This window comes from Paraburkholderia acidiphila (genome assembly GCF_009789655.1).
In the GTDB taxonomy this organism is placed as follows: domain Bacteria; phylum Pseudomonadota; class Gammaproteobacteria; order Burkholderiales; family Burkholderiaceae; genus Paraburkholderia; species Paraburkholderia acidiphila.
Map to the genome: position 1 here is coordinate 1,204,202 of NZ_CP046909.1, position 18,006 is coordinate 1,222,207.

Consider the following 18,006-nt stretch of genomic DNA (forward strand, 5'->3'; position numbering starts at 1 on the left):
CCAGCTCTCGAGAAGCCGCTCTCAGGAAGTAGCCTGTGCGCCCGCGTCCATACGCGGGCGCGTTGCATGGTGAATCCAGCCCGCGAGGGCCGTGAACGCGATGCCGGCCACGCACACGCCGATCCAGCCGAACGCATGCCAGGCCGTCACGCCCACGGCAGAACCGGTGGCGCCGCCGATGAAGTAGCAGACCATGAACACCGTATTCACGCGGCTGCGCGCCTCGGGGCGCAGCGCATAGATGCGCGATTGATTCGAGATCTGCGCGGCTTGCACGCCTACGTCGAGCACGATCACGCCGATCACGAGGCCAATCAGGCTCTTGCCGGAAAACGCGAAGATGACGAACGCGAGCGCCATCAGCGCGATCGACATCGTGATGACCGCGCGCGGCCCGCGTTTGTCTGCGGAGCGGCCCGCCATCGGCGCGGCCAACGCGCCCGCCGCGCCGACGATGCCGAAAAGCCCCGCCGCCTGCGGCCCCAGATGGAACGGCTCGCCCGCAAGCAGCAGCGTGAGCACGGGCCAGAAAAGGCTGAACGCGGCGAAGAGGCAGGCGCCCGTTGCCGACGCCTCGCGCAGGCCGGGCAACTCCAGCACCAGATGCCACATCGAACCGAGCAGCTTGCCGTAGCCAAGCTGCGAGGTGGGCTGGCTCTTTGGAAGCTTTTTCACGATCACGAGCGCAAGCACGAGCAGCGCGACGATCGACGCTCCGAACACCGCACGCCAGCCGAAGTACTGTCCGACGAAACCGGCCGCCGTACGCGCGAGCAGAATGCCGAGCAAGAGACCGCTCATCACGGTGCCGACCGCATGGCCACGCGCCTCGGGTGGCGCGAGTTCGGCGGAAAACGGCACGGCTTGCTGCGCAATGGTGGAGAGAATGCCGATCGCGAGGCTCGCGCCGACCAGCACGGCAAGCGATGGCGCGGTGGCCGCGACGAGCAGGGCGACGCACAAGCCGGCCGTTTGCAGCAGGATGATGCGGCGGCGGTCGTAGCGGTCGCCGAGCGGCGCGAGCAGGAGCATGCCGGCCGCGTAGCCGAGCTGGGTGCCGGCCGGTACGGCGCCGATCCACGCGGCGCCGGCCGGGAAGCTCTGGCGGAAATCGTCGAGCAGCGGCTGGTTGAAATAGATGTTCGCGACCGTGACGCCCGCGATGGTCGCGAGCAGGAGCAGCAGGCCGCGCAGCGACTGGCTTTCGCCAGCGGTTGCGGAATCGGGTGTGGACATGTGCGAAATGCGGGCGGCGCCCGGTCATACGGAAGGCAGGCTTCGAGCGTGCCGATCATACCGGAGCGCGCGCAATCGCGCTGGCGGCGCGGGACCGCGCCGCCAGTCGTGCATCCAGCCGCGGATTTAGCCGATCAGCTCGCCCGATGGCTCGTAGAACGGATACGGGCCGTCGAACGTCTCGACGTACTCGTGGTGCGTCACAATCCCGCCGTGCGGTTCGTAGCGATGCAGTGCGAAGGCGGGCGGCTCCAGGGTGAAGGTGGAGGGCGCATCGGGCGCGAGGTCGAGCGTGACCTGGTGGGCGGGCGCGGGCACGGCCGAGGCGATCGTGCCGCCGAAGCGCACGAACATGGGCCGGTGCACGTGACCGCACAGCACGCGCTCGACGTTGGGATGCCGTGCCACGAGCGCTTCGAGCGCGCGCGCGGCGCTGTCGTCGAGGCGGATCGCATCCATGTGACCGATGCCGCAGTCGAACGGCGGGTGATGGAGCGCGACGACCACGGGTTTGCCGCGCGCCGCCTCGAGCTGTTGCGCGAGCCACGCGAGGCGCGCTTCGCAGAGCGTGCCCGCGCTTTGCCCCGGCTGCATGGAGTCGAGTGCGATCACGCGCAGCGCGCCAAGATCCACCGCGTACTGGACGAATTCGCCGCCCTCGCGCAGTTCGGGCCGATCGGCAAACACTTCGCGCAGCGGCGCGCGCGCGTCGTGGTTGCCGATCAGGAGCCAATACGGAGTCTCGAGCGTATCGAGCAGCGTTTTGAGGTGCCGGTATTCTTCGACCGAACCCTGGTCGACGAGATCGCCGGTCATGAGCACCGCGTCGGGACGTGGCGTGAGCGCGTTCAACCGCGCGATGGTGCGTGCGAGGCTCGCGGCCGTATCGACGCGGCGATAGGCGAGCGTGCCCGGTGGCTTGATGTGCAGGTCGCTGATCTGGGCGAGCAGCATGGTAGTCCTCGTTTTGTAAGATTTACGCAAGCGCAATGAGCGCTTCGGGAGCGATCGAGATGCCGACTGGCGTGCCGCGTGCGAGTTCGATGCGGCCCGCCACGTCGACGAACAGGGCATCGGGCGCGGCGCCGCCAATGGTCAGGCGCGTGCGCTCGCCGAGAAACGTCGCCTGTTCGATCACGCCGCGCAATGGTGCGCCGACGGGGTCGGCGAGCGTGGCGTCTTCGGGGCGGAAATACAGTTCGGCGGCTCCGGTGGTTTGGGATGTGCTGGCCGTCACGGCGCCGCCGCTCGTGCGCAGCATGCCGCCTTGCCATTCTCCGGCGATCCGGTTGAGCGTGCCGACGAACTGTGCGACCGCACGGCTCGCAGGCTGAAAGTAGATCTCGCGCGGCGTGCCGATCTGCTCGATGCGGCCCGCGCTCATCACGACGATGCGGTCACCGAGCTCCATTGCCTCGGCCTGATCGTGCGTGACATAGACGGTCGTCACGCCCAGCTCGCGCAAGAGCGTGTTCATTTCGCTGCGTAACGTATCGCGCAGGCGCGCGTCGAGCGCGGTGAGCGGTTCGTCGAGCAGCAGCACACGCGGGCGCGGCGCGAGCGCGCGGGCGAGCGCCACGCGCTGGCGTTGGCCGCCCGAAAGCTGGTTGATGGGCTTGGCCGCGTGCGCTTCGAGACGCATCATCGCGAGTAGTTCGTCGACGCGATCGCGCGCGTCGGCGGCGGGCACGCGCTGGATCTTCAGGCCATAGCCGATGTTGCCGCGCACGTCGAGGTTTGGAAAGAGCGCGTAGTTCTGGAACACCATGCCGACCTTGCGCCGCTCGATGGGCTGAGTGGTCACATCTTCTTCGCCGAAGGCCACGCGGCCCCCGGCGTCTGGCGTTTCCAGACCCGCGATCATACGCAGCGTAGTGGTCTTTCCGCAGCCCGAAGGGCCGAGCAGCACGAGCGTCTCGCCCGCGCCGATCGCGAGATCGAGCGGTTCGAGCACGCGCGTGCCGCGAAACGTCTTCGCACAGCGCGTGAGCGTAATCGGGATCGGTTCGAGTTTCATTCGGAATCCTTGTTGTTATTTTGCTGGCCTGCGAGACGCTGCCCGCCAGTTGGCTTTCCTGAGGCGCCAGGTACGTCCACGCCGAGCCATTGCATCGCCACGAGCAGCGGCATCGTCATGAGGAAGAAGAGGATCGTGTAGGCGCTCCCCACTTCGATGCGCAGCGACGCGTAGGTGTCCGCGAGGCCCACTGGCAGCGTTTTGGTGTCGGGCGTGTGCAGCATCCACGTGAGGTTGAATTCGCCGATCGAGAGTGTGAGCACCGCGAGCGCGCCTGCCACGATGCCGGGCCGCGCATTGGGCAGCACGATGGTCGTGAAGCGCTGCCAGAAGCTCGCGCCGAGGCTCGCGGCGCCTTCTTCGAGCGTGCGCAGGTCTGCGGACGCACACACGGCCGCCACGGGCCGCACCATGAACGGCAGCGTGAACACGACGTGGCCGACCACGATGAACGCCGCGCTCATGCGAAACCCGCTGAAGCCGCCGTACACCACGAGCAGCGCGAGCGCCGAAGCGAGGCCGGGCAGGGCGACGGGCAACACGAGCAATTCCTCGATGAAACGCGACAGGCGCGTGCGGCTGCGCGCGAGCGCATAGCCCGCGGGCACACCGGTCACGAGCGTGATGGCGAGCGTGGCGGCCGCCACTTCGAGCGAGAGGAAGACGCTCGCGTGATACTGCGTCCAGACCTCGTCGAGCCAGCGCAGCGTGAGGCCGCTCGCCACGCCGCGAAAGTAGTTGACGGTGAGCCCCGCGACGATCGACATCACCACGGGCACGATCAGAAACGCGCACGTGGTGAGTGTGACGAGCCATTGCGCGCAAGCAATCCACGTGCGCGCCGAGGGCAGCGCGACGCGCCGCCGCGCGGCGGGCGGCTGGCCCGGTGCATCGTGCATGTCTCGTGCCGCCGAAGCTGCGGAATTGACGACCGAATTCATGCTGGAGTCCTCGAAAGCCACAGCGCGCTCATGCCGTGGCCGCAACGGCCGAACCCGTCACGCTGCGCGCGAGCGTGAGCACCGCCCACGTGACGAGGCCGAGCACGATGGACAGGCCCGCCGCCGTCACCATGTTGGCGTTGAGCGTGAACTCGGTATAGATGGTCATCGGCAGGACGTCGATGTCGGTGGCGAGCGTGAACGCCGTGCCGAATGCGCCCATCGCGGTCGCGAAGCAGATCGCCCCTGCGGCGACGAGGCCTGGCGCGAGCGCGGGCAGGATCACGTCGCACAGCACGCGCCACGACGACGCGCCAAGCGATCGGGCGGCCTCTTCGAGCGAGCCGTCGAGCTGGCTTGCGCAGGCCATCACCGTCACGATGACGCGCGGGATCGAGAAATACAGGTAGCCCGCGAAGAGTCCCGCCATCGAGTAGGCGAATACCCAGCGCTCGCCGGTGAGCCGCAGCGAAAGCGCGCCGATGAGCCCCTGACGGCCCGCGAGCATGATGACCATGAAGCCGACCACCACGCCCGGGAACGCCAGTGGAAACGTGAGCAGTGCGACGAGCGCACGGCGCCCCGCGAACGTGCGCCGCGCGAGCAGAAGGCCGCAGATCGTGGAGATCACGAGCGTGGCCGCCGTCACGGCGGCCGAGAGCGCGATGGTCGCACCGAGGCTCCCCATGTAGCGGCCATTCGTTAGCAGTGCAAGATAAGTTTCGACGAAGTGACCGTCGGCGCTTACCTGCACGAGCGCGATCATCGGCAGCAGCCAGAAAGCGAGGAACACCGCGAGGGCGGGCGCGATGAGCGCCACGCGCCAGCGCAACGGAAAAGTGAGGTCATGCATGGAAGTGATCGGCTGGAGTCTCAGTGCATGATCTGCAGATAGCGCTCGCCGAAGGCTTGCTGCTGCGCCGCCATCTTCGCGAAGTCCACTGGCTTTGCGCGCGCGTAGTCGCTCGCGGGCAGGAACTTCGAAGCCGCTTCCGGCGAGAGCGCACTCGCGCGCACCGGGCGCAAGTAGGCATTGGCCCAGAGCTTCTGGCCTTCGTCGGAGAGCACGAAGTCGAGCACCTTCTTGCCGTTTGCTTCGTGCGGCCCGTTTTTCACGAGGCTCATCACGTAGGGCACCGAAATCGTGCCTTCCTTCGGGATCACGAATTCGACGTTCGCGTGGTCCTTGTATTTGGCGCGGTAGGCGTCGAAGTCGTAGTCGAGCAGGATGGGGATTTCACCGGAGAGCACGCGCGCGTACGCGGTCTGCTTCGGCACGATCGGCTGGTTGGCCTTGAGCTTGCCGAACCATTCGAAAGCGGGCTGGAAGTTCTCGAGCGTGCCGCCCAACGCGAGATTCACGGCCACCGCGCCCGCATAGCCCACAAAGGCGCTCGACGGATCGAGGTAGCCGACCATGCCCTTGTATTCGGGCTTGAGGAGATCGGCCCACGAGCGCGGCACCGGCTTGCCTTCAAGCGCGTCCTTGTTGACGAAGAAGCCGAGCGTGCCCGAGTGGATGGCGAACCAGTAGCCTTGCGGGTCCTTCAGGTCGGCAGGAATGTCGTTCCAGTGCGCAGGCTTGTACGGCGTGATCACGCCCTTGTCCTTCGCCTGAAATGCCGACGACACGCCAAGGTAGACGACATCGGCGACCGGGCTCTTCTGCTCGGCCATCAGTTGTGCGATGGATTGGCCGGAGTTCTTGTTGTCGAACGGCACGCGAATGCCGGTCTCTTTCTGGATCGCCTGGATCTGGCTTGCCCAGTCGGCCCATTCGGGCGGGCAGTTGTAGCAGATCGCGGTTTCGTCGGCCTGCGCCGCGAGCGAGGCGGCAAGTCCGGCGACGAGGGCTGCGGCGCTTGCGACGAGCGGCAGGGCACGGGAGAAGCGGGTCAGGCGCCGCAACGGCGCGGCAAGCGTGCGCAGCGCGGCGCGCACGGCTACGAGCGAAAGCGGGCCGGCAAAGGCGAGTCGGCGGGTCACGGCAGGTCTCCAGGTCGGTTGCGAGAGCGTTCTGGTGGATGAGGGCCGCGTACGTGCACGGCCCGGATTGTTGAGGCTATTCGGTTTGTTCTTCAGGTCTGCTAATCGCACATAAAGCGGCTCACGAAACCGCGCCGCCGAGTTCGAGATCGCGATTCATCGCACTCCCGCGCGCGCCGAGCGGCGCGTGGGCGATCGCCGCGATGGTGCCGCCCGCGCGCAAGGTGTGCGGCAGCGTAGTGGCGAGCGGCCCGGCGTACTGGCCGCCGATGCGCGCCATCAGGCATTGCCACGCCTCGCGGCCGATGTCGCCGTTCGGCGTGCCGATGCTCGCGAGCGGCGGCGCGAGCAGCTCGCTCATTGCGAGGCCGTCGAAGCCGAGAATCGACATGTCCTGCGGCACGCGCAGGCGCGCGCGGCGCAGCCCGCGCATCACGACCATGGCCAGCAGGTCATTGCTGCAGAAGAGGGCCGTGGGGCGCGCGGGCCCGCTAGTGAGATGCGCGAGCACCGAAGGCGCGAGTTCTTGCGCGTTGAAATCGATTTCAAGGGCCGGCGCGGGCGTGAGACCAGCCTGCCGCATCGCGAGGGCGTAGCCGGCATGACGCTGACGCGCGCGGTCGGAGGCGGCCAAGGTGCCGGCCAGCATGAGGATGCGGCGGTGGCCGTGCGCGATGAGCATGCGCACGCCGTCGCATGCGGCCTGGTGGTTGTCCACCGAGACTGAAGGGCGGCGCTTCGTGTCGTTGTGCATCAGCACGTAGAGCGGGCCGTCCGCGTCGAGTTCGTCGAGCAGCGGGTGCGTGTCGGCGTCGGCGACGGTCAGGATCAGGCCCTCAACCCGTTGCGCGCGCAACGTCTCGATTGCATGGCGCTCGCGGTCGGCGTCGTACTGCGTGGTCATCAGCATGAGCCGAAAGCCTTGCGCGGAGGCAAGTTCGTCGATGCCCTGCAGGCATTCGGCGAACACCGGATTGGCGAGCGTGGGCAGCACCACGCCGATGAGCCGCGTGCGCTCGCCGCGCAACTGGCGGCCAAGCGGGTTCGGACGGAACTTCAGCGCGTCGATGGCTTCGCGCACCCGCGCAAGCGTGATGGGATTGACGGTATGAGGCGCATTGATCGCGCGCGAGACGGTGGCGATCGAGAATCCGGCGTGTGCGGCGACATCCTTGATGGTTGGCGTCATGCGAGCGGCCCCGGCGTCGTTGTAAACGTTTTCGATGGGGCCGATTATGAAAAAAGCGTATGACCGGCAGATGACGGATGCGGCAGCCGGTGGTGGCTTTGGGGCACGCGCCGCGCAATGGTAGAATCGCGTCCGCCCTGCCGGGGTGATGAAATTGGTAAACATAGCGGACTTAAAAGACGATTGAGTGCCCGACCGGAAACGGCCGGTGCAGAACCCCTCAAATTCGGCGAACCCCCTGGGCCATCAAGCGCGTTACGCGCGAGGCGCCGAGGCAACGCCGAGCCAAGCCGGCTGCTGCGTAAAGCGGCGGTCAGGAAGGTGTAGAGACTAGACGGGGGGCGCCTAAGGCGGTGCGCGGCGTGAGACACGCGGCGCTCAGCGACGGCGAAGGCATAGTCCAGCGCACGAACGCGCGTCCTAGCAGGGGCGCGGGGCGTCGAAAGACGTGGTGTGACGAAAATCCGCCGCCTAACGGCTTGCCGGTTCGAGTCCGGTCCCCGGCACCAGATGTTGTTCCAGCGGGTTCCGCTGGAATCCTGAAACCCGCGATGGCTTAAGGCTTCGCGGGTTTTTTGTTTGCACGGCCAAGTCCGTGCGAGCGCACAAAGGGGAGCGGCTAAGGCGAGGGTGAGAAACGGACGAAAGCGGGAACAAGCTCAGGACAGCCGCGCAAAATCGCGGTGCGAAGCTCGCTCGGCCACCGCGCCGTAATCAGGCGCTTGCGCACTCAACGATTGCCGATCTTCCCGGTGATGGGGTTGATCAGCCGCGCGAATCCGAACAATGCGGCAATGCCGAAGGGGCAGGCGATAAAGAATGCGGTCAACATGACTCCGCCCGGAACGTAACAAAATGTATCGTCAGTTTAGCTCGGTCATGCGCTTTGGGTATCAGGGTGAACGACAACAAACTATTGCGCTATCGCAAGGAATCGAGTCGGCAAGGCTGGGGGAGCGGGCGGTAACGCCCGCCTGGCGCTGGTAAGCGAGTTGACTGTGCGGATCGCATCAGATGCAGTCGAATATTACCTCTACTGTCTGTGACGTCACGCCGCGCAAACCCTCGCTGTGGATCTCGACCGTGTGTAACTGCTTCTTCTGCTTTTCGCAGTAGTCCTCGGCTTCGCCGAGCCCGACTGCGCGCACGTGATTCCACGAAACCAGATCCCAGCGCGCGCGGCTCGTGACGGTCAGATGTCCATCCTGTCTCGAATTGACGGCAGTGACCGATGTGCACGCCGTCAGCATGCTGATTACAAATAACAGGACGTAACCTTTCATAGATTCTCCGTGGTCCGCGAGCATTCTCTCCGCCAACCCGGGCATTGGCAACCCAAAGTCATGGGCTTCGGCGCGTCAGGGTTGCTTCACGCAGTGAAACGCTGCCGTTCTGTAAGGCACTGTCACGACGGCTTGCTCGCGCAACTCGGGCACCGAATTGATGAGTGCGCGCAGTTCGGCTTCGATGCGAGCCTGCTCTTCAGGCGGCAACGCCGCAATGAAACTCGTGGATTTCACGCGCGCGACGATGACGTCCTCCGGCGAACCGGTGTGGCCCTGGACGAAACGCTGCTCGTGCAGTGGCCCGAATCCGGCAAACGGGAAGGCGTTGCGCCATTGGCCCGTGTAGTAGCGCGGCGTGTCGCCTTCGGCGCGGTTGACGATGGCATCGAGCCGCGCGACCCACTCGACGCTCGCGTCGCGCAGGTTCCAGATCAGGCCGAGGCGGCCACCGGGTTTGAGCACGCGCAGCATTTCGGCGAGCGAGGCCGGGTTGGCGAACCAGTGAAAAGCCTGCGCGCAGACGATCGCGTCGATGCTGGCGTCGCCGAGAGGGAGCGACTCTGCGCTGCCCGCGCGGGTATCGACTTCGGGTAGCGCGGCGGCAAGCTTCGCACGCATGGCGGCGACGGGCTCGACGGCGATCACGTGCGCGCCGGTTTCCAGCAGGCGCCGCGTGAATTTGCCGGTGCCGGCGCCGAGGTCGACGACGGTCGCGCCGGGGCCGAGGCTGAGCGTGTCACGCAACCAGGCGTTGATTTCGGGCGGGTAATCGGGGCGGCCGCGCACGTAGTGGTCCGCTGCGGCGGGCGTGTAGCCCTGTTTAGCCGAGTGGTGTACGGCGTTGGGCGGGTGAGGCATGAGCGCGCTCCGGCGGTAGGTCCGCGAGCGAGCATAGCACCGTGCGCCGCGCCGTCAAAAGGCGCTCGCGCCGCGCCAGGCGCCCGGATGAGCGCCTGGCGCCAGGCGTTCAGTCGTGGGCGATCTGGTCGCCGACTTGCCCCTGGCCCGAAACGAGACAGGAAGAGAGGAAGTTTTCGCTCTGGCTGTTCGCGCCGCGTTCGCCGAATCCGCGTACGAGCGCTTCGGCCTTCACGAGCGCGGAGCCCTGGGCGCAGGTCAGCGAGCCAGCCTCGTGAGCCTGGACACGTGTCATGGCCCGGTTCGCGAGGAGGAGTGCGAGGACGATGACAACACCAACATTGAATGCTTGTCTCATGATTTCGTCTCCTTGTGCATTCAGACTATCTCAGCCGTTCGGCGTCCGAATCCAGGAGTTTCCCGGCGATGCACTGCAGCACATGTGGCGCGCAAAATGGCGCTTTCATGCGGTCTGCGTAATGCTTCGGCCTCCTTCGCTTGGCCCTTGCGCGCCGCTGCGCCTTGAGCAGTACGGCACGGCAAAAAAGCGCTCATACGCAGGGCTGGGCGCTGCGTCGCAACAATGCCGCGACGCGTCAGATTCGACGTCTGCTAACAAATGTAGCTCCGTTGCACGCGGAGCAGGACGTGGCACATCGACACGGTGCGTTTTTGCACAACGCTCAATAGCAAAATAGCCATGCGGCGCCGTTTTTCCGCGTGCCTGGACAGCAGGAAAAAGGCGGGCGCGGCGGGGGCATGATGCGACCCGGCTGCGCCCGGCGTGTCTTGAAATACGGCGGGGCTTCCTGCAAGATCGACGCCCGATCCCCTTTTTCCTGTGCGAGGTGAACCCATGCAGTTGATCGGCATGATGGACTCCCCCTATGTGCGCCGCGTGGCGATTTCGCTTCATGTGCTCGGCCTGCCGTTCGAACACCGCAGCATTTCGGTTTTTCGGCAGTACGACGAATTTGCCCAGATCAATCCCGTCGTGAAGGCCCCTACCTTCATCGACGACGACGGCACGCAGCTGATCGACTCGACGCTGATCCTCGACTACCTGGACCGCAAGGTGCCCGCCGCGCAGCGGCTCATGCCGGAGGAGACGCAGGAGCGGACTTTCGCCCTGCGCGTGAACGGTTTCGCGCTCGCGGCCATGGAAAAGACGATACAGCAGGTATATGAGCGCGAATTGCGCCCGGCCGAGCGCCAGCACGAGCCGTGGTTCGAGCGCGTGAACGCCCAGATGCACGCAGCCTGGGCCGTGCTCGACCAGCTCGTTGCGGGCCGCGACGGCTGGCTGTGCGCCGGCCGTATCACGCAAGCCGACATCACGGCGGCCGTTGCGTGGCGTTTCAATCAGTACATCCTGCCTGGCTGCGCTGATCCTGCCCGATATCCGGCGATTGCGGCGCTTTCCGCGCGTGCCGAGACGCTGCCTGAATTCGTCGCCACCCCCCTCGACTGAAGCGCGTTCGCGCCAGCCGGCGCTCGCGCGAGGCCCCGTGCGGCGGGGCTGGGCGCGCGACGCCGCCCCCGTGCCTGCGCGCAGGTTTCGATTGTTTGCGATTTTCGACAAGTGACTTCGCGGACGGCCCATTTATCAGCGCACGCTGCATTCCTAGAATGACAACCATTGAATGACCCTGCGTCAGGAGGACGCGGGGCATGCAGCGGGAGCGGTCATGAAATCCTTTATCGAACGACAGTTGTATCAGCCAGCGTTGGTTCTGCCGATGGTGGACCTGATGCAGCTGATGGTGTCGCTCGACTTCAACATGGGGCAAGTCGGGCTGATGGTGGCGACGCGCGGCGCGCGCGCCGCATTCCAGCGTTCGCGCGAACTGTGGAACGCGGGCCACGGCGAAGGCGCGCCTGCCGATTGCGTGCACTGATTGTGTACGGCGTGCGCGCGCACTGAAATTGCCCGACTTTAACGGCTGAGCCCCTGGCTAAACAATTACCGGACGTGTGACGCAAACAGGCACGACGTTCGCCGATCCCCCTGACGCGCAGCGGCTTCGCCCGTTTGCTGTTGTGACGTCACCCTGTGAGCCGCCTCGACGTGTGAGGCGGCTCTTTTTTTGCGCGTTCGCTCTCTTCGCGATGCGCGCCGATGCGTACCCGATTCGTCGAATCACGCTGCGGGCGGCGGCCATTCGTCGCGCGTAAGATGGCGCGATCTGCCGCCCGTTCACAACGTGCGGAGAATGGGTTCAAACCGCGGTTCGATGAGCGGTTCGACTAGCGGTTCGAGTCGCGCCTCAGCTCGCGTCAACGGCAAAGGAGAGCGGCATGGCACAACGTTTCGATGCGATCGTGATCGGCACGGGGCAGAGCGGGCCGCCGCTCGCGGTGCGGCTTGCGAAGAGCGGCCGCAAGACGGCGGTGATCGAGCGCGCGTCGTTTGGCGGGACCTGTGTGAACGTCGGCTGCACGCCGACCAAGGCGTATGTCGCCTGCGCGCGTGCCGCGCACGTGGCGCGTCATGCGGCGGACTTCGGCGTGCATATTGGCGATGACGCGCAGCCAGGCGACGTTCGCGTCGATCTCGCGTTCGTGAAGGCGCGCAAGGATCGCATCATCGCGGCGTCGCGCGATGGTGTCGAGAGCTGGCTGCGCCATACGCCGAACGCCACCGTATTCACGGGGCACGCGCGCTTCACGGGCGCGCATGCGGTGCGCGTCGCGGCGCACGACGGTACGCAGATCGATCTCGAAGCGCCCGAGATTTTCATCAACACGGGCACGCGCGCGCAGATTCCCGCCATTCCCGGCCTGGAAACGATCCGCTACGAAACCAATTCGACGCTGCTCGCGCTGGAGCGATTGCCCACCCATCTGGCGATCTGCGGCGGCAGCTACGTGGCGCTCGAATTCGCGCAGATGTTTCGCCGCTTCGGCAGCCGCGTGACGGTGCTCGTGCGCGGCCAACGCGTGCTCGCGCGCGAGGACGACGATTTTTCGCGCGCCGTACAGGACGTGCTCGCACGAGAGGGTGTGGAATTTCGCTTCGGCGCAGAACCGCGCAGCGTCGCGCCGCTGGAAGGCGAGACGGGCGTGCGCATCGCGCTCGACAGGGGACCGCTCGACGTTTCGCATCTGCTCTTCGCAACGGGGCGCTTGCCGAACACCGACGATCTGGGGCTCGACGCCGCGGGCATCGAGCGCGACGCTCACGGGCTCATCGCTGTCGATGGTCAATTGCGCACGCGCGTTCAGGGCATCTGGGCGCTGGGCGATGTGAACGGCCGTGGCGCGTTCACGCACACGTCATACGACGATTTTCAGATCGTTGCGGCGAATCTGCTGGACGGCAAATCGCGCAGCGCCGACACACGCATTCCCGCTTACGCCGTGTACGTCGATCCGCCGCTCGCGCGCGTGGGCATGAGCGAGCGCGAAGTGCGCGAGCGCGGCAAACCCGCGCTCATCGCCACGATGCCGATGTCGCGCGTGGGCCGCGCGCGCGAGCGCGGCGAGACGGACGGTTTCATGAAGGCGCTGGTGGACCCCCAGACGCAACGCATTCTCGGCGCGGCGATATTCGGCATCGAGGGCGACGAGGCGATTCACACGTTCATCGACACGATGACGGCCGACGCGCCCTACACGACGCTGCAGTACGCGATGCACGTGCACCCGACCGTGAGCGAACTGGTGCCCACGTTGCTCGATGGGCTGAAGCCACTCAAATGAGCGCTTTGCATGAACGAACCGGACACCGCCGCATTCGGCAATCTCTTCGCCGGCCTCTATCATGACGCCAGCGAAGAGCGCTTCGACACGCTCGTTTCGCGTGACGGGGTGTTGATCGAGCGCATCGTCTCCACGGGCCAGGCGAGCCCGTCGGGCTTTTGGTACGACGACGCGCGCGAGGAGTGGGTGACGCTGCTGGCCGGCGCGGCGACGCTGGAATTCGAGAATACGGCGCAGCCGCCGCGGCGGCTGCTGCCCGGCGACTACATGCACATTCCGGCGCACTGCCGTCATCGCGTGTCGTGGACCGATCCGACTGTGCCGAGCGTGTGGCTCGCGGTGTATATCGGCGCAGCGTGAGCGCGGCGATAATCGGCAGTATTCAACCGAAACGAAATGTCATGTCCGCGAAATACCCATTGCGCGTCGCCTTGGTTTCCGACACGCACAATCTCGTGCGTCCCGAGTTGCTCGCCTTCATCGAGGGCGCGGACGCCATCGTGCACGCGGGCGACATCTGCGATCAGCCCGTGCTCGACACGCTCGGAGCCGTCGCGCCGCTCACCGTCGTGCGCGGCAACAACGATCATGGCGCGTGGGCCGAGGCGTTGCCCGTGCAGACCATCGTTGCGTTCGGCGGAGTGCGTCTCGCGGTGGTCCACGAACTGCCCGACCTGCGGGGCGATCCCGCGGCCGGGGGCATCGCCGTGGTCGTGAGCGGACATTCGCACAAGCCCGCGCTCGAAACGCGCGAGGGCGTGCTGTACGTGAATCCCGGCAGCGCGGGGCCGCGTCGCTTCAAGCTGCCCATCTCGGCGGCGATGCTGACGATCGGGAAGGACGGCGCGCTGCACGTCGAACACGTCAATCTCGTCGAATAGCGAAGCGAGCGGGCAAAAAAAAAGGCCAGCGCGAAGCTGGCCTTTTTTGCGTTTGCGTTGTGCCGTATCAGGCGCGCACGGCGTTGGCGACGGCGTACTCTTCGTCGAGTTCGCGCGCGAGACGCACGCCGCGCAGCACCGCATGCGCTTCCGCCTTGGTGCTCACGCTCGGCGCCGAGCCCGGCAGCGGTCGGCGCGCCGTTTCATGCAGCGCCAGCACCGAGATGATGCCGATCACCGCCGCGCCCATCAGGTAGTACGCGGGCATCATGAGGTTCTGCGTGTGCTCGACGAGCCATGCCGCCACGAGCGGCGTCGTACCGCCGAACAGCGACACCGACACGTTGAAACCGATGGCGAGCGCGCCGTAACGGATCGCGGTCGGGAACAGTGCCGGCAGCGCCGAGGGCATCACGCCCGTGAAGCACGAGAGCAGCGCGCCGAGAATCAGGAGACCGAAAAACACCGGCACGAGCGCGCCCGTCTGGATCAGCGTGAGCGACGGGATCGATAGCAGGATCAGGCCCACGCAGCCCGCGAGCATCACCGGCTTGCGGCCCACGGCGTCGGAGAGACGGCCGAACGCGAGCGTCATCGGCATCATGAGCACCATCACGATCAGCACGAGGAAGAGGCCGTGCGTTTCGTTGAAGTGCAGCGTCGCGGACAGATAGCTCGGCAGATACGACAGCGCCATGTAGTCGGTCACGTTGAAGATCAGCACGAGACCCACGCACAGCAGGAAGGGGCGCAGATGCTGCGTGAGCAGCGAGTGCAGCGTGAGCTTCGGGCGCGCGTGCTCTTCGGCTTCGCGCAGTTCCGCTTCGCGCTTGAATGCGGGCGTTTCTTCGAGCTTCGTACGGATGTAGAGACCCACGAGGCCGAGCGGACCCGCGATCATGAAAGGCACGCGCCAGCCCCAGTCGAGCAGCTGCTGGTGCGAGAGCATGGCGGTCAGCACGGCCACCGTGCCCGCGCCGAACACATAGCCGATCAGCGTGCCGAATTCGAGGAAGCTCCCCATGAAGCCACGGCGCTTGTCGGTGGCGAATTCGGCGATGAAGGTCGCAGCGCCGCCGTATTCGCCGCCGGTCGAGAAGCCCTGCACGAGGCGCGCCACCAGCAGCAGCGCGGGCGCGGCAATGCCGATCGAGTGGTACGAGGGAATCAGACCGATGGCGAAGGTGCCGCAGGCCATCATGATCATCGTCATCGCGAGCACGCGCTGGCGGCCGATGCGGTCGCCGAGCGGGCCGAACACCATGCCGCCGATCGGGCGCACGAGGAACGCGGCCGCAAACGTGCCGAAGGTGGCGATGAGCTGCGCCGAGGGGCTGCTCGACGGGAAGAACACCTGGCCGAGCGTGACGGCGATGTAGCTGTACACGCCGAAGTCGAACCATTCCATGGCGTTGCCGAGCGCCATGGCGCCGACGGCGCGTTTGAGGAGGCTTTTGTCGACGATCGTGATGTCGTCGAGCGTCAGGTCGGTCTGGGCCGACGAGCCGGAAGTGGAAGCGGTCAAGGTCTGCATCTCCAATGACTGCGACGAGCCCCACGCGAGCCCGCCACGGTTGCCGGAGAGTGCCGTTTCGCGATAGCAGCGACATTTCGCGCACGGCACGTCACGTTGCGTCGGGGACGAGGGCGGGCCGATGGCGCATCGCACAAGGCGAGCGGCGCACGAAAGCATTGCTGAGGTGTCGCGAAACGACACTCGGACGAATTGTGTTTAACGTAGCGCCTGCGTGGCCGTGGAAGGGGGGCAGGGCGCATGAGGACGCTGGACCGGCATGAGGTGCCTGGTAAAGCGCCGCTGAAACGAAAAAGAAGCCCGCGTGGCGGAGCGTTCCTTTTGTCATCTGCGCATTCGGATTGATGGCGTTTTCGGGCGCCTTCCTGAATGCAATTGATGGCTAATGCCTGTTGAACGAAGCGTTATGATAGCACGATAACGGAAGATCGCGCAAACGGCTGCATCTGCGGGGATTGGGGCCCGCTCTGGAAGCCCCGCGTGGCGGGGGATTGCGCCGATTCGATGGAACCGTTTCCGCCGCCTGAGAAGCGCATGAAGCGCATAAAAAACCGCGCCGGGGGCGCGGTTCTTGCAGGGGATTGCGTGGCGCTTTTTGCCTGTCAGGGACAGATCCCGGCGCGCAACGGAAGGGCTTTAGCCTTCCGTGGGCGGCACGTAGCCCGACGCCTGGTCGGCGCCTTCGCCGAAGAAGAATTTCTCCGTCTGCTTCATCAGGTACTGACGCGCACGCGGATCGGCCATATTCAGGCGGTTTTCGTTGATCAGCATGGTCTGCTGCTTGAGCCACTGCTGCCACGCCTCCTTCGAAACGCTTTCGTAGATGCGCTTGCCGAGTTCGCCCGGCAGCGGGGGAAAGTCGAGTCCCTCGGCTTCCTTGCCGAGCTTCGCGCATTGGATCATACGGGCCATGCTGTGCTTCTCCTTAGTCGTATGTGTGGGTGGCGGCGCGCCCTGTCTGCGGACGGTGCAGACGGGAACGCTCAGAGCTGTTTCATCAGCACGAGCGATTTGCGCTGCCAGTTATAGAGGCGGCGGCGGTCTTCGGGCAGGTCGTCCACCGTGGCCTTGACGAAGCCGCGCTTCAGGAACCAGTGTTCGGTACGCGTAGTGAGCACGAAAATGCGTGTGAGGCCGCGTGCGCGCGCGCGTTGCTCGATACGGCGCAGAAGCCGTTCGCCGTCGCCGGAGCCCTGGGCTTCGGGCGAGACCGTGAGGCACGCCATCTCGCCAATGCGCTCCTGCGAATACGCGTAAAGCGCGGCGCAGCCAAAGAGCACGCCGTCGTGCTCGATCACCGAGAAGTGATCGATATCGCGCTCGATCTGGTGACGCCCACGACGCACGAGCGTGCCGTCGGTTTCAAGCGGCTCGATCAACGTAAGGATGCCGCCGACGTCGTCGGGCGTCGCTTCGCGCAGGCTTTCCAGGTTCTCGTACGAGATCATGGTGCCCACGCCGTCGTGCAGGAACAGTTCGAGCAGCAAGCCGCCGTCGAGCACGTAGGGAATGATATGCGCGCGGCCCACGCCGCCGCGGCAGGCGCGAATGGAGTGCTTCAGATAGAAGCCCGCGTCGCCGAGCACGGTGCCGCCTTCTTGCAGCTTGTAGGCGTCGTCGAGGGACATTTCGCGGATCAGCTCGCCTTCCTCGTCGATCAGGCCCTGCGTTTCCGTGAGGAAAATGATCTTGTCGGCGCGCAACGCGATGGCCGCCGCGGAGGCGACGTCTTCCATCGAGAGATTGAACGCCTCGCCCGTGGGCGAAAAGCCGAGCGGCGAGAGCAGCACGAGCTTGCGGCTCGCGAGCGAGTGGCGGATCGAATCGGCGTCGATCTTGCGCACGACGCCCGTGTGCTGGAAGTCCACGCCGTCGAGAATGCCGACCGGACGCGCCGTCACGAAGTTGCCCGACACCACGCTGATGTGCGCGTGCGCCATGGGCGTATTCGGCAGACCCTGGCTAATCGCGGCTTCGATGTCGAGACGCACTTCACCGGCCGCTTCTTTCGCCGATTCCAGCGCGCGGGCATTGGTGATGCGCATGCCGTGCGAGAACTCGGACTCGACGCCGTGCAGGCTCATCTGCTCTTCGACCTGCGGGCGCGAACCGTGCACGAGCACGATCTGGATGCCCATGGCCTGCAAGAGCGCGATGTCGGCAACGAGCGCGTTGAGCAGGTTCTGGTGCACGACCTCGCCGCCGAAACCGACGACGAATGTCTTGCCCTGGAACGCGTGGATGTAGGGTGCGACCGATCGCATCCAATCCACGAATTGCGCGTGCTGCGCCATGAGCTGCGTGTCGGAATCCGCGGCGGCGGCGGAGGCCGGCGCGCTGGCGGTGGCGGGGACGAGGTCGGTTTGGGAATTCATG

The 18,006-nt window shown here is 65.9% G+C and carries 18 protein-coding genes; 5 read left to right on the forward strand and 13 right to left on the reverse strand.

Annotated elements, in window-relative coordinates; all coding sequences use genetic code 11:
- Positions 1-21: 21 nt before the first annotated feature.
- The 10 genes from FAZ97_RS05395 to FAZ97_RS05440 form a co-directional block, all read right to left on the reverse strand.
- Complete coding sequence (locus FAZ97_RS05395; RefSeq protein ID WP_158757525.1) at positions 22-1,236, reverse strand: MFS transporter; 1,215 nt, start codon at positions 1,234-1,236, stop codon at positions 22-24.
- Positions 1,237-1,362: 126 nt separating this feature from the next.
- The gene (locus FAZ97_RS05400; protein WP_158757526.1) at positions 1,363-2,190 is read right to left on the reverse strand and encodes a phosphodiesterase; all 828 of its coding nucleotides are present in this window, start codon (positions 2,188-2,190) and stop codon (positions 1,363-1,365) included.
- Positions 2,191-2,212: 22 nt separating this feature from the next.
- Positions 2,213-3,253 carry an ABC transporter ATP-binding protein gene (locus FAZ97_RS05405; RefSeq protein ID WP_158757527.1) on the reverse strand — a complete coding sequence of 347 codons (1,041 nt, stop codon included), beginning with the start codon at positions 3,251-3,253 and terminating at the stop codon, positions 2,213-2,215.
- On the reverse strand, positions 3,250-4,194 hold the full coding sequence (locus FAZ97_RS05410; protein ID WP_158757528.1) for an ABC transporter permease: 945 nt from the start codon (positions 4,192-4,194) through the stop codon (positions 3,250-3,252). The genes FAZ97_RS05405 and FAZ97_RS05410 overlap by 4 nt, the downstream gene beginning before the upstream one ends.
- A 28-nt stretch (positions 4,195-4,222) precedes the next feature.
- Positions 4,223-5,047 carry an ABC transporter permease gene (locus FAZ97_RS05415; RefSeq protein ID WP_158757529.1) on the reverse strand — a complete coding sequence of 275 codons (825 nt, stop codon included), beginning with the start codon at positions 5,045-5,047 and terminating at the stop codon, positions 4,223-4,225.
- 20 nt (positions 5,048-5,067) lie between these two features.
- A complete protein-coding gene (locus FAZ97_RS05420; RefSeq protein WP_233271659.1) occupies positions 5,068-6,072 on the reverse strand; it encodes an ABC transporter substrate-binding protein in 1,005 nt (334 codons plus the stop codon).
- Between the two features lie 229 nt (positions 6,073-6,301).
- Complete coding sequence (locus tag FAZ97_RS05425) at positions 6,302-7,369, reverse strand: LacI family DNA-binding transcriptional regulator (protein WP_158757530.1); 1,068 nt, start codon at positions 7,367-7,369, stop codon at positions 6,302-6,304.
- Positions 7,370-8,379: 1,010 nt separating this feature from the next.
- Positions 8,380-8,652 carry a hypothetical protein gene (locus FAZ97_RS05430; protein ID WP_158757531.1) on the reverse strand — a complete coding sequence of 91 codons (273 nt, stop codon included), beginning with the start codon at positions 8,650-8,652 and terminating at the stop codon, positions 8,380-8,382.
- A 75-nt stretch (positions 8,653-8,727) separates the two neighbouring features.
- Positions 8,728-9,513 (reverse strand): class I SAM-dependent methyltransferase, encoded by a 786-nt coding sequence (locus tag FAZ97_RS05435; protein WP_158757532.1) that lies wholly within the window; start codon positions 9,511-9,513, stop codon positions 8,728-8,730.
- A gap of 109 nt (positions 9,514-9,622) precedes the next feature.
- Positions 9,623-9,871 carry a hypothetical protein gene (locus tag FAZ97_RS05440; protein ID WP_158757533.1) on the reverse strand — a complete coding sequence of 83 codons (249 nt, stop codon included), beginning with the start codon at positions 9,869-9,871 and terminating at the stop codon, positions 9,623-9,625.
- Between the two features lie 498 nt (positions 9,872-10,369).
- Here FAZ97_RS05440 and FAZ97_RS05445 point away from each other — a divergent pair, with 498 nt between their 5' ends.
- The 5 genes from FAZ97_RS05445 (at position 10,370) to FAZ97_RS05465 (ending at position 14,096) form a co-directional block, all read left to right on the forward strand.
- Complete coding sequence (locus FAZ97_RS05445) at positions 10,370-10,984, forward strand: glutathione S-transferase family protein (RefSeq protein WP_158757534.1); 615 nt, start codon at positions 10,370-10,372, stop codon at positions 10,982-10,984.
- A gap of 217 nt (positions 10,985-11,201) precedes the next feature.
- Positions 11,202-11,411 carry a hypothetical protein gene (locus FAZ97_RS05450; protein ID WP_158757535.1) on the forward strand — a complete coding sequence of 70 codons (210 nt, stop codon included), beginning with the start codon at positions 11,202-11,204 and terminating at the stop codon, positions 11,409-11,411.
- A 400-nt stretch (positions 11,412-11,811) separates the two neighbouring features.
- Complete coding sequence (locus FAZ97_RS05455) at positions 11,812-13,215, forward strand: FAD-containing oxidoreductase (protein WP_158757536.1); 1,404 nt, start codon at positions 11,812-11,814, stop codon at positions 13,213-13,215.
- A gap of 9 nt (positions 13,216-13,224) precedes the next feature.
- Positions 13,225-13,575, forward strand: coding sequence for a cupin domain-containing protein (locus tag FAZ97_RS05460; protein ID WP_158757537.1), 351 nt, complete (start codon positions 13,225-13,227; stop codon positions 13,573-13,575).
- Between the two features lie 41 nt (positions 13,576-13,616).
- Positions 13,617-14,096 carry a metallophosphoesterase family protein gene (locus FAZ97_RS05465; protein ID WP_158757538.1) on the forward strand — a complete coding sequence of 160 codons (480 nt, stop codon included), beginning with the start codon at positions 13,617-13,619 and terminating at the stop codon, positions 14,094-14,096.
- 67 nt (positions 14,097-14,163) lie between these two features.
- Here the strand turns inward: FAZ97_RS05465 and proP are convergent, their stop codons facing one another.
- The 3 genes from proP to argA all read right to left on the reverse strand — a co-directional run bounded on the left by proP (position 14,164) and on the right by argA (position 18,005).
- The gene (gene proP, locus FAZ97_RS05470; RefSeq protein ID WP_233271639.1) at positions 14,164-15,621 is read right to left on the reverse strand and encodes a glycine betaine/L-proline transporter ProP; all 1,458 of its coding nucleotides are present in this window, start codon (positions 15,619-15,621) and stop codon (positions 14,164-14,166) included.
- Between the two features lie 645 nt (positions 15,622-16,266).
- On the reverse strand, positions 16,267-16,542 hold the full coding sequence (locus tag FAZ97_RS05475; RefSeq protein ID WP_069268157.1) for an oxidative damage protection protein: 276 nt from the start codon (positions 16,540-16,542) through the stop codon (positions 16,267-16,269).
- 71 nt (positions 16,543-16,613) lie between these two features.
- Positions 16,614-18,005, reverse strand: a complete 1,392-nt coding sequence (gene argA / locus FAZ97_RS05480; protein WP_158757540.1) for an amino-acid N-acetyltransferase — start codon at positions 18,003-18,005, stop codon at positions 16,614-16,616.
- Between the last annotated feature and the right edge of the window lies 1 nt (position 18,006).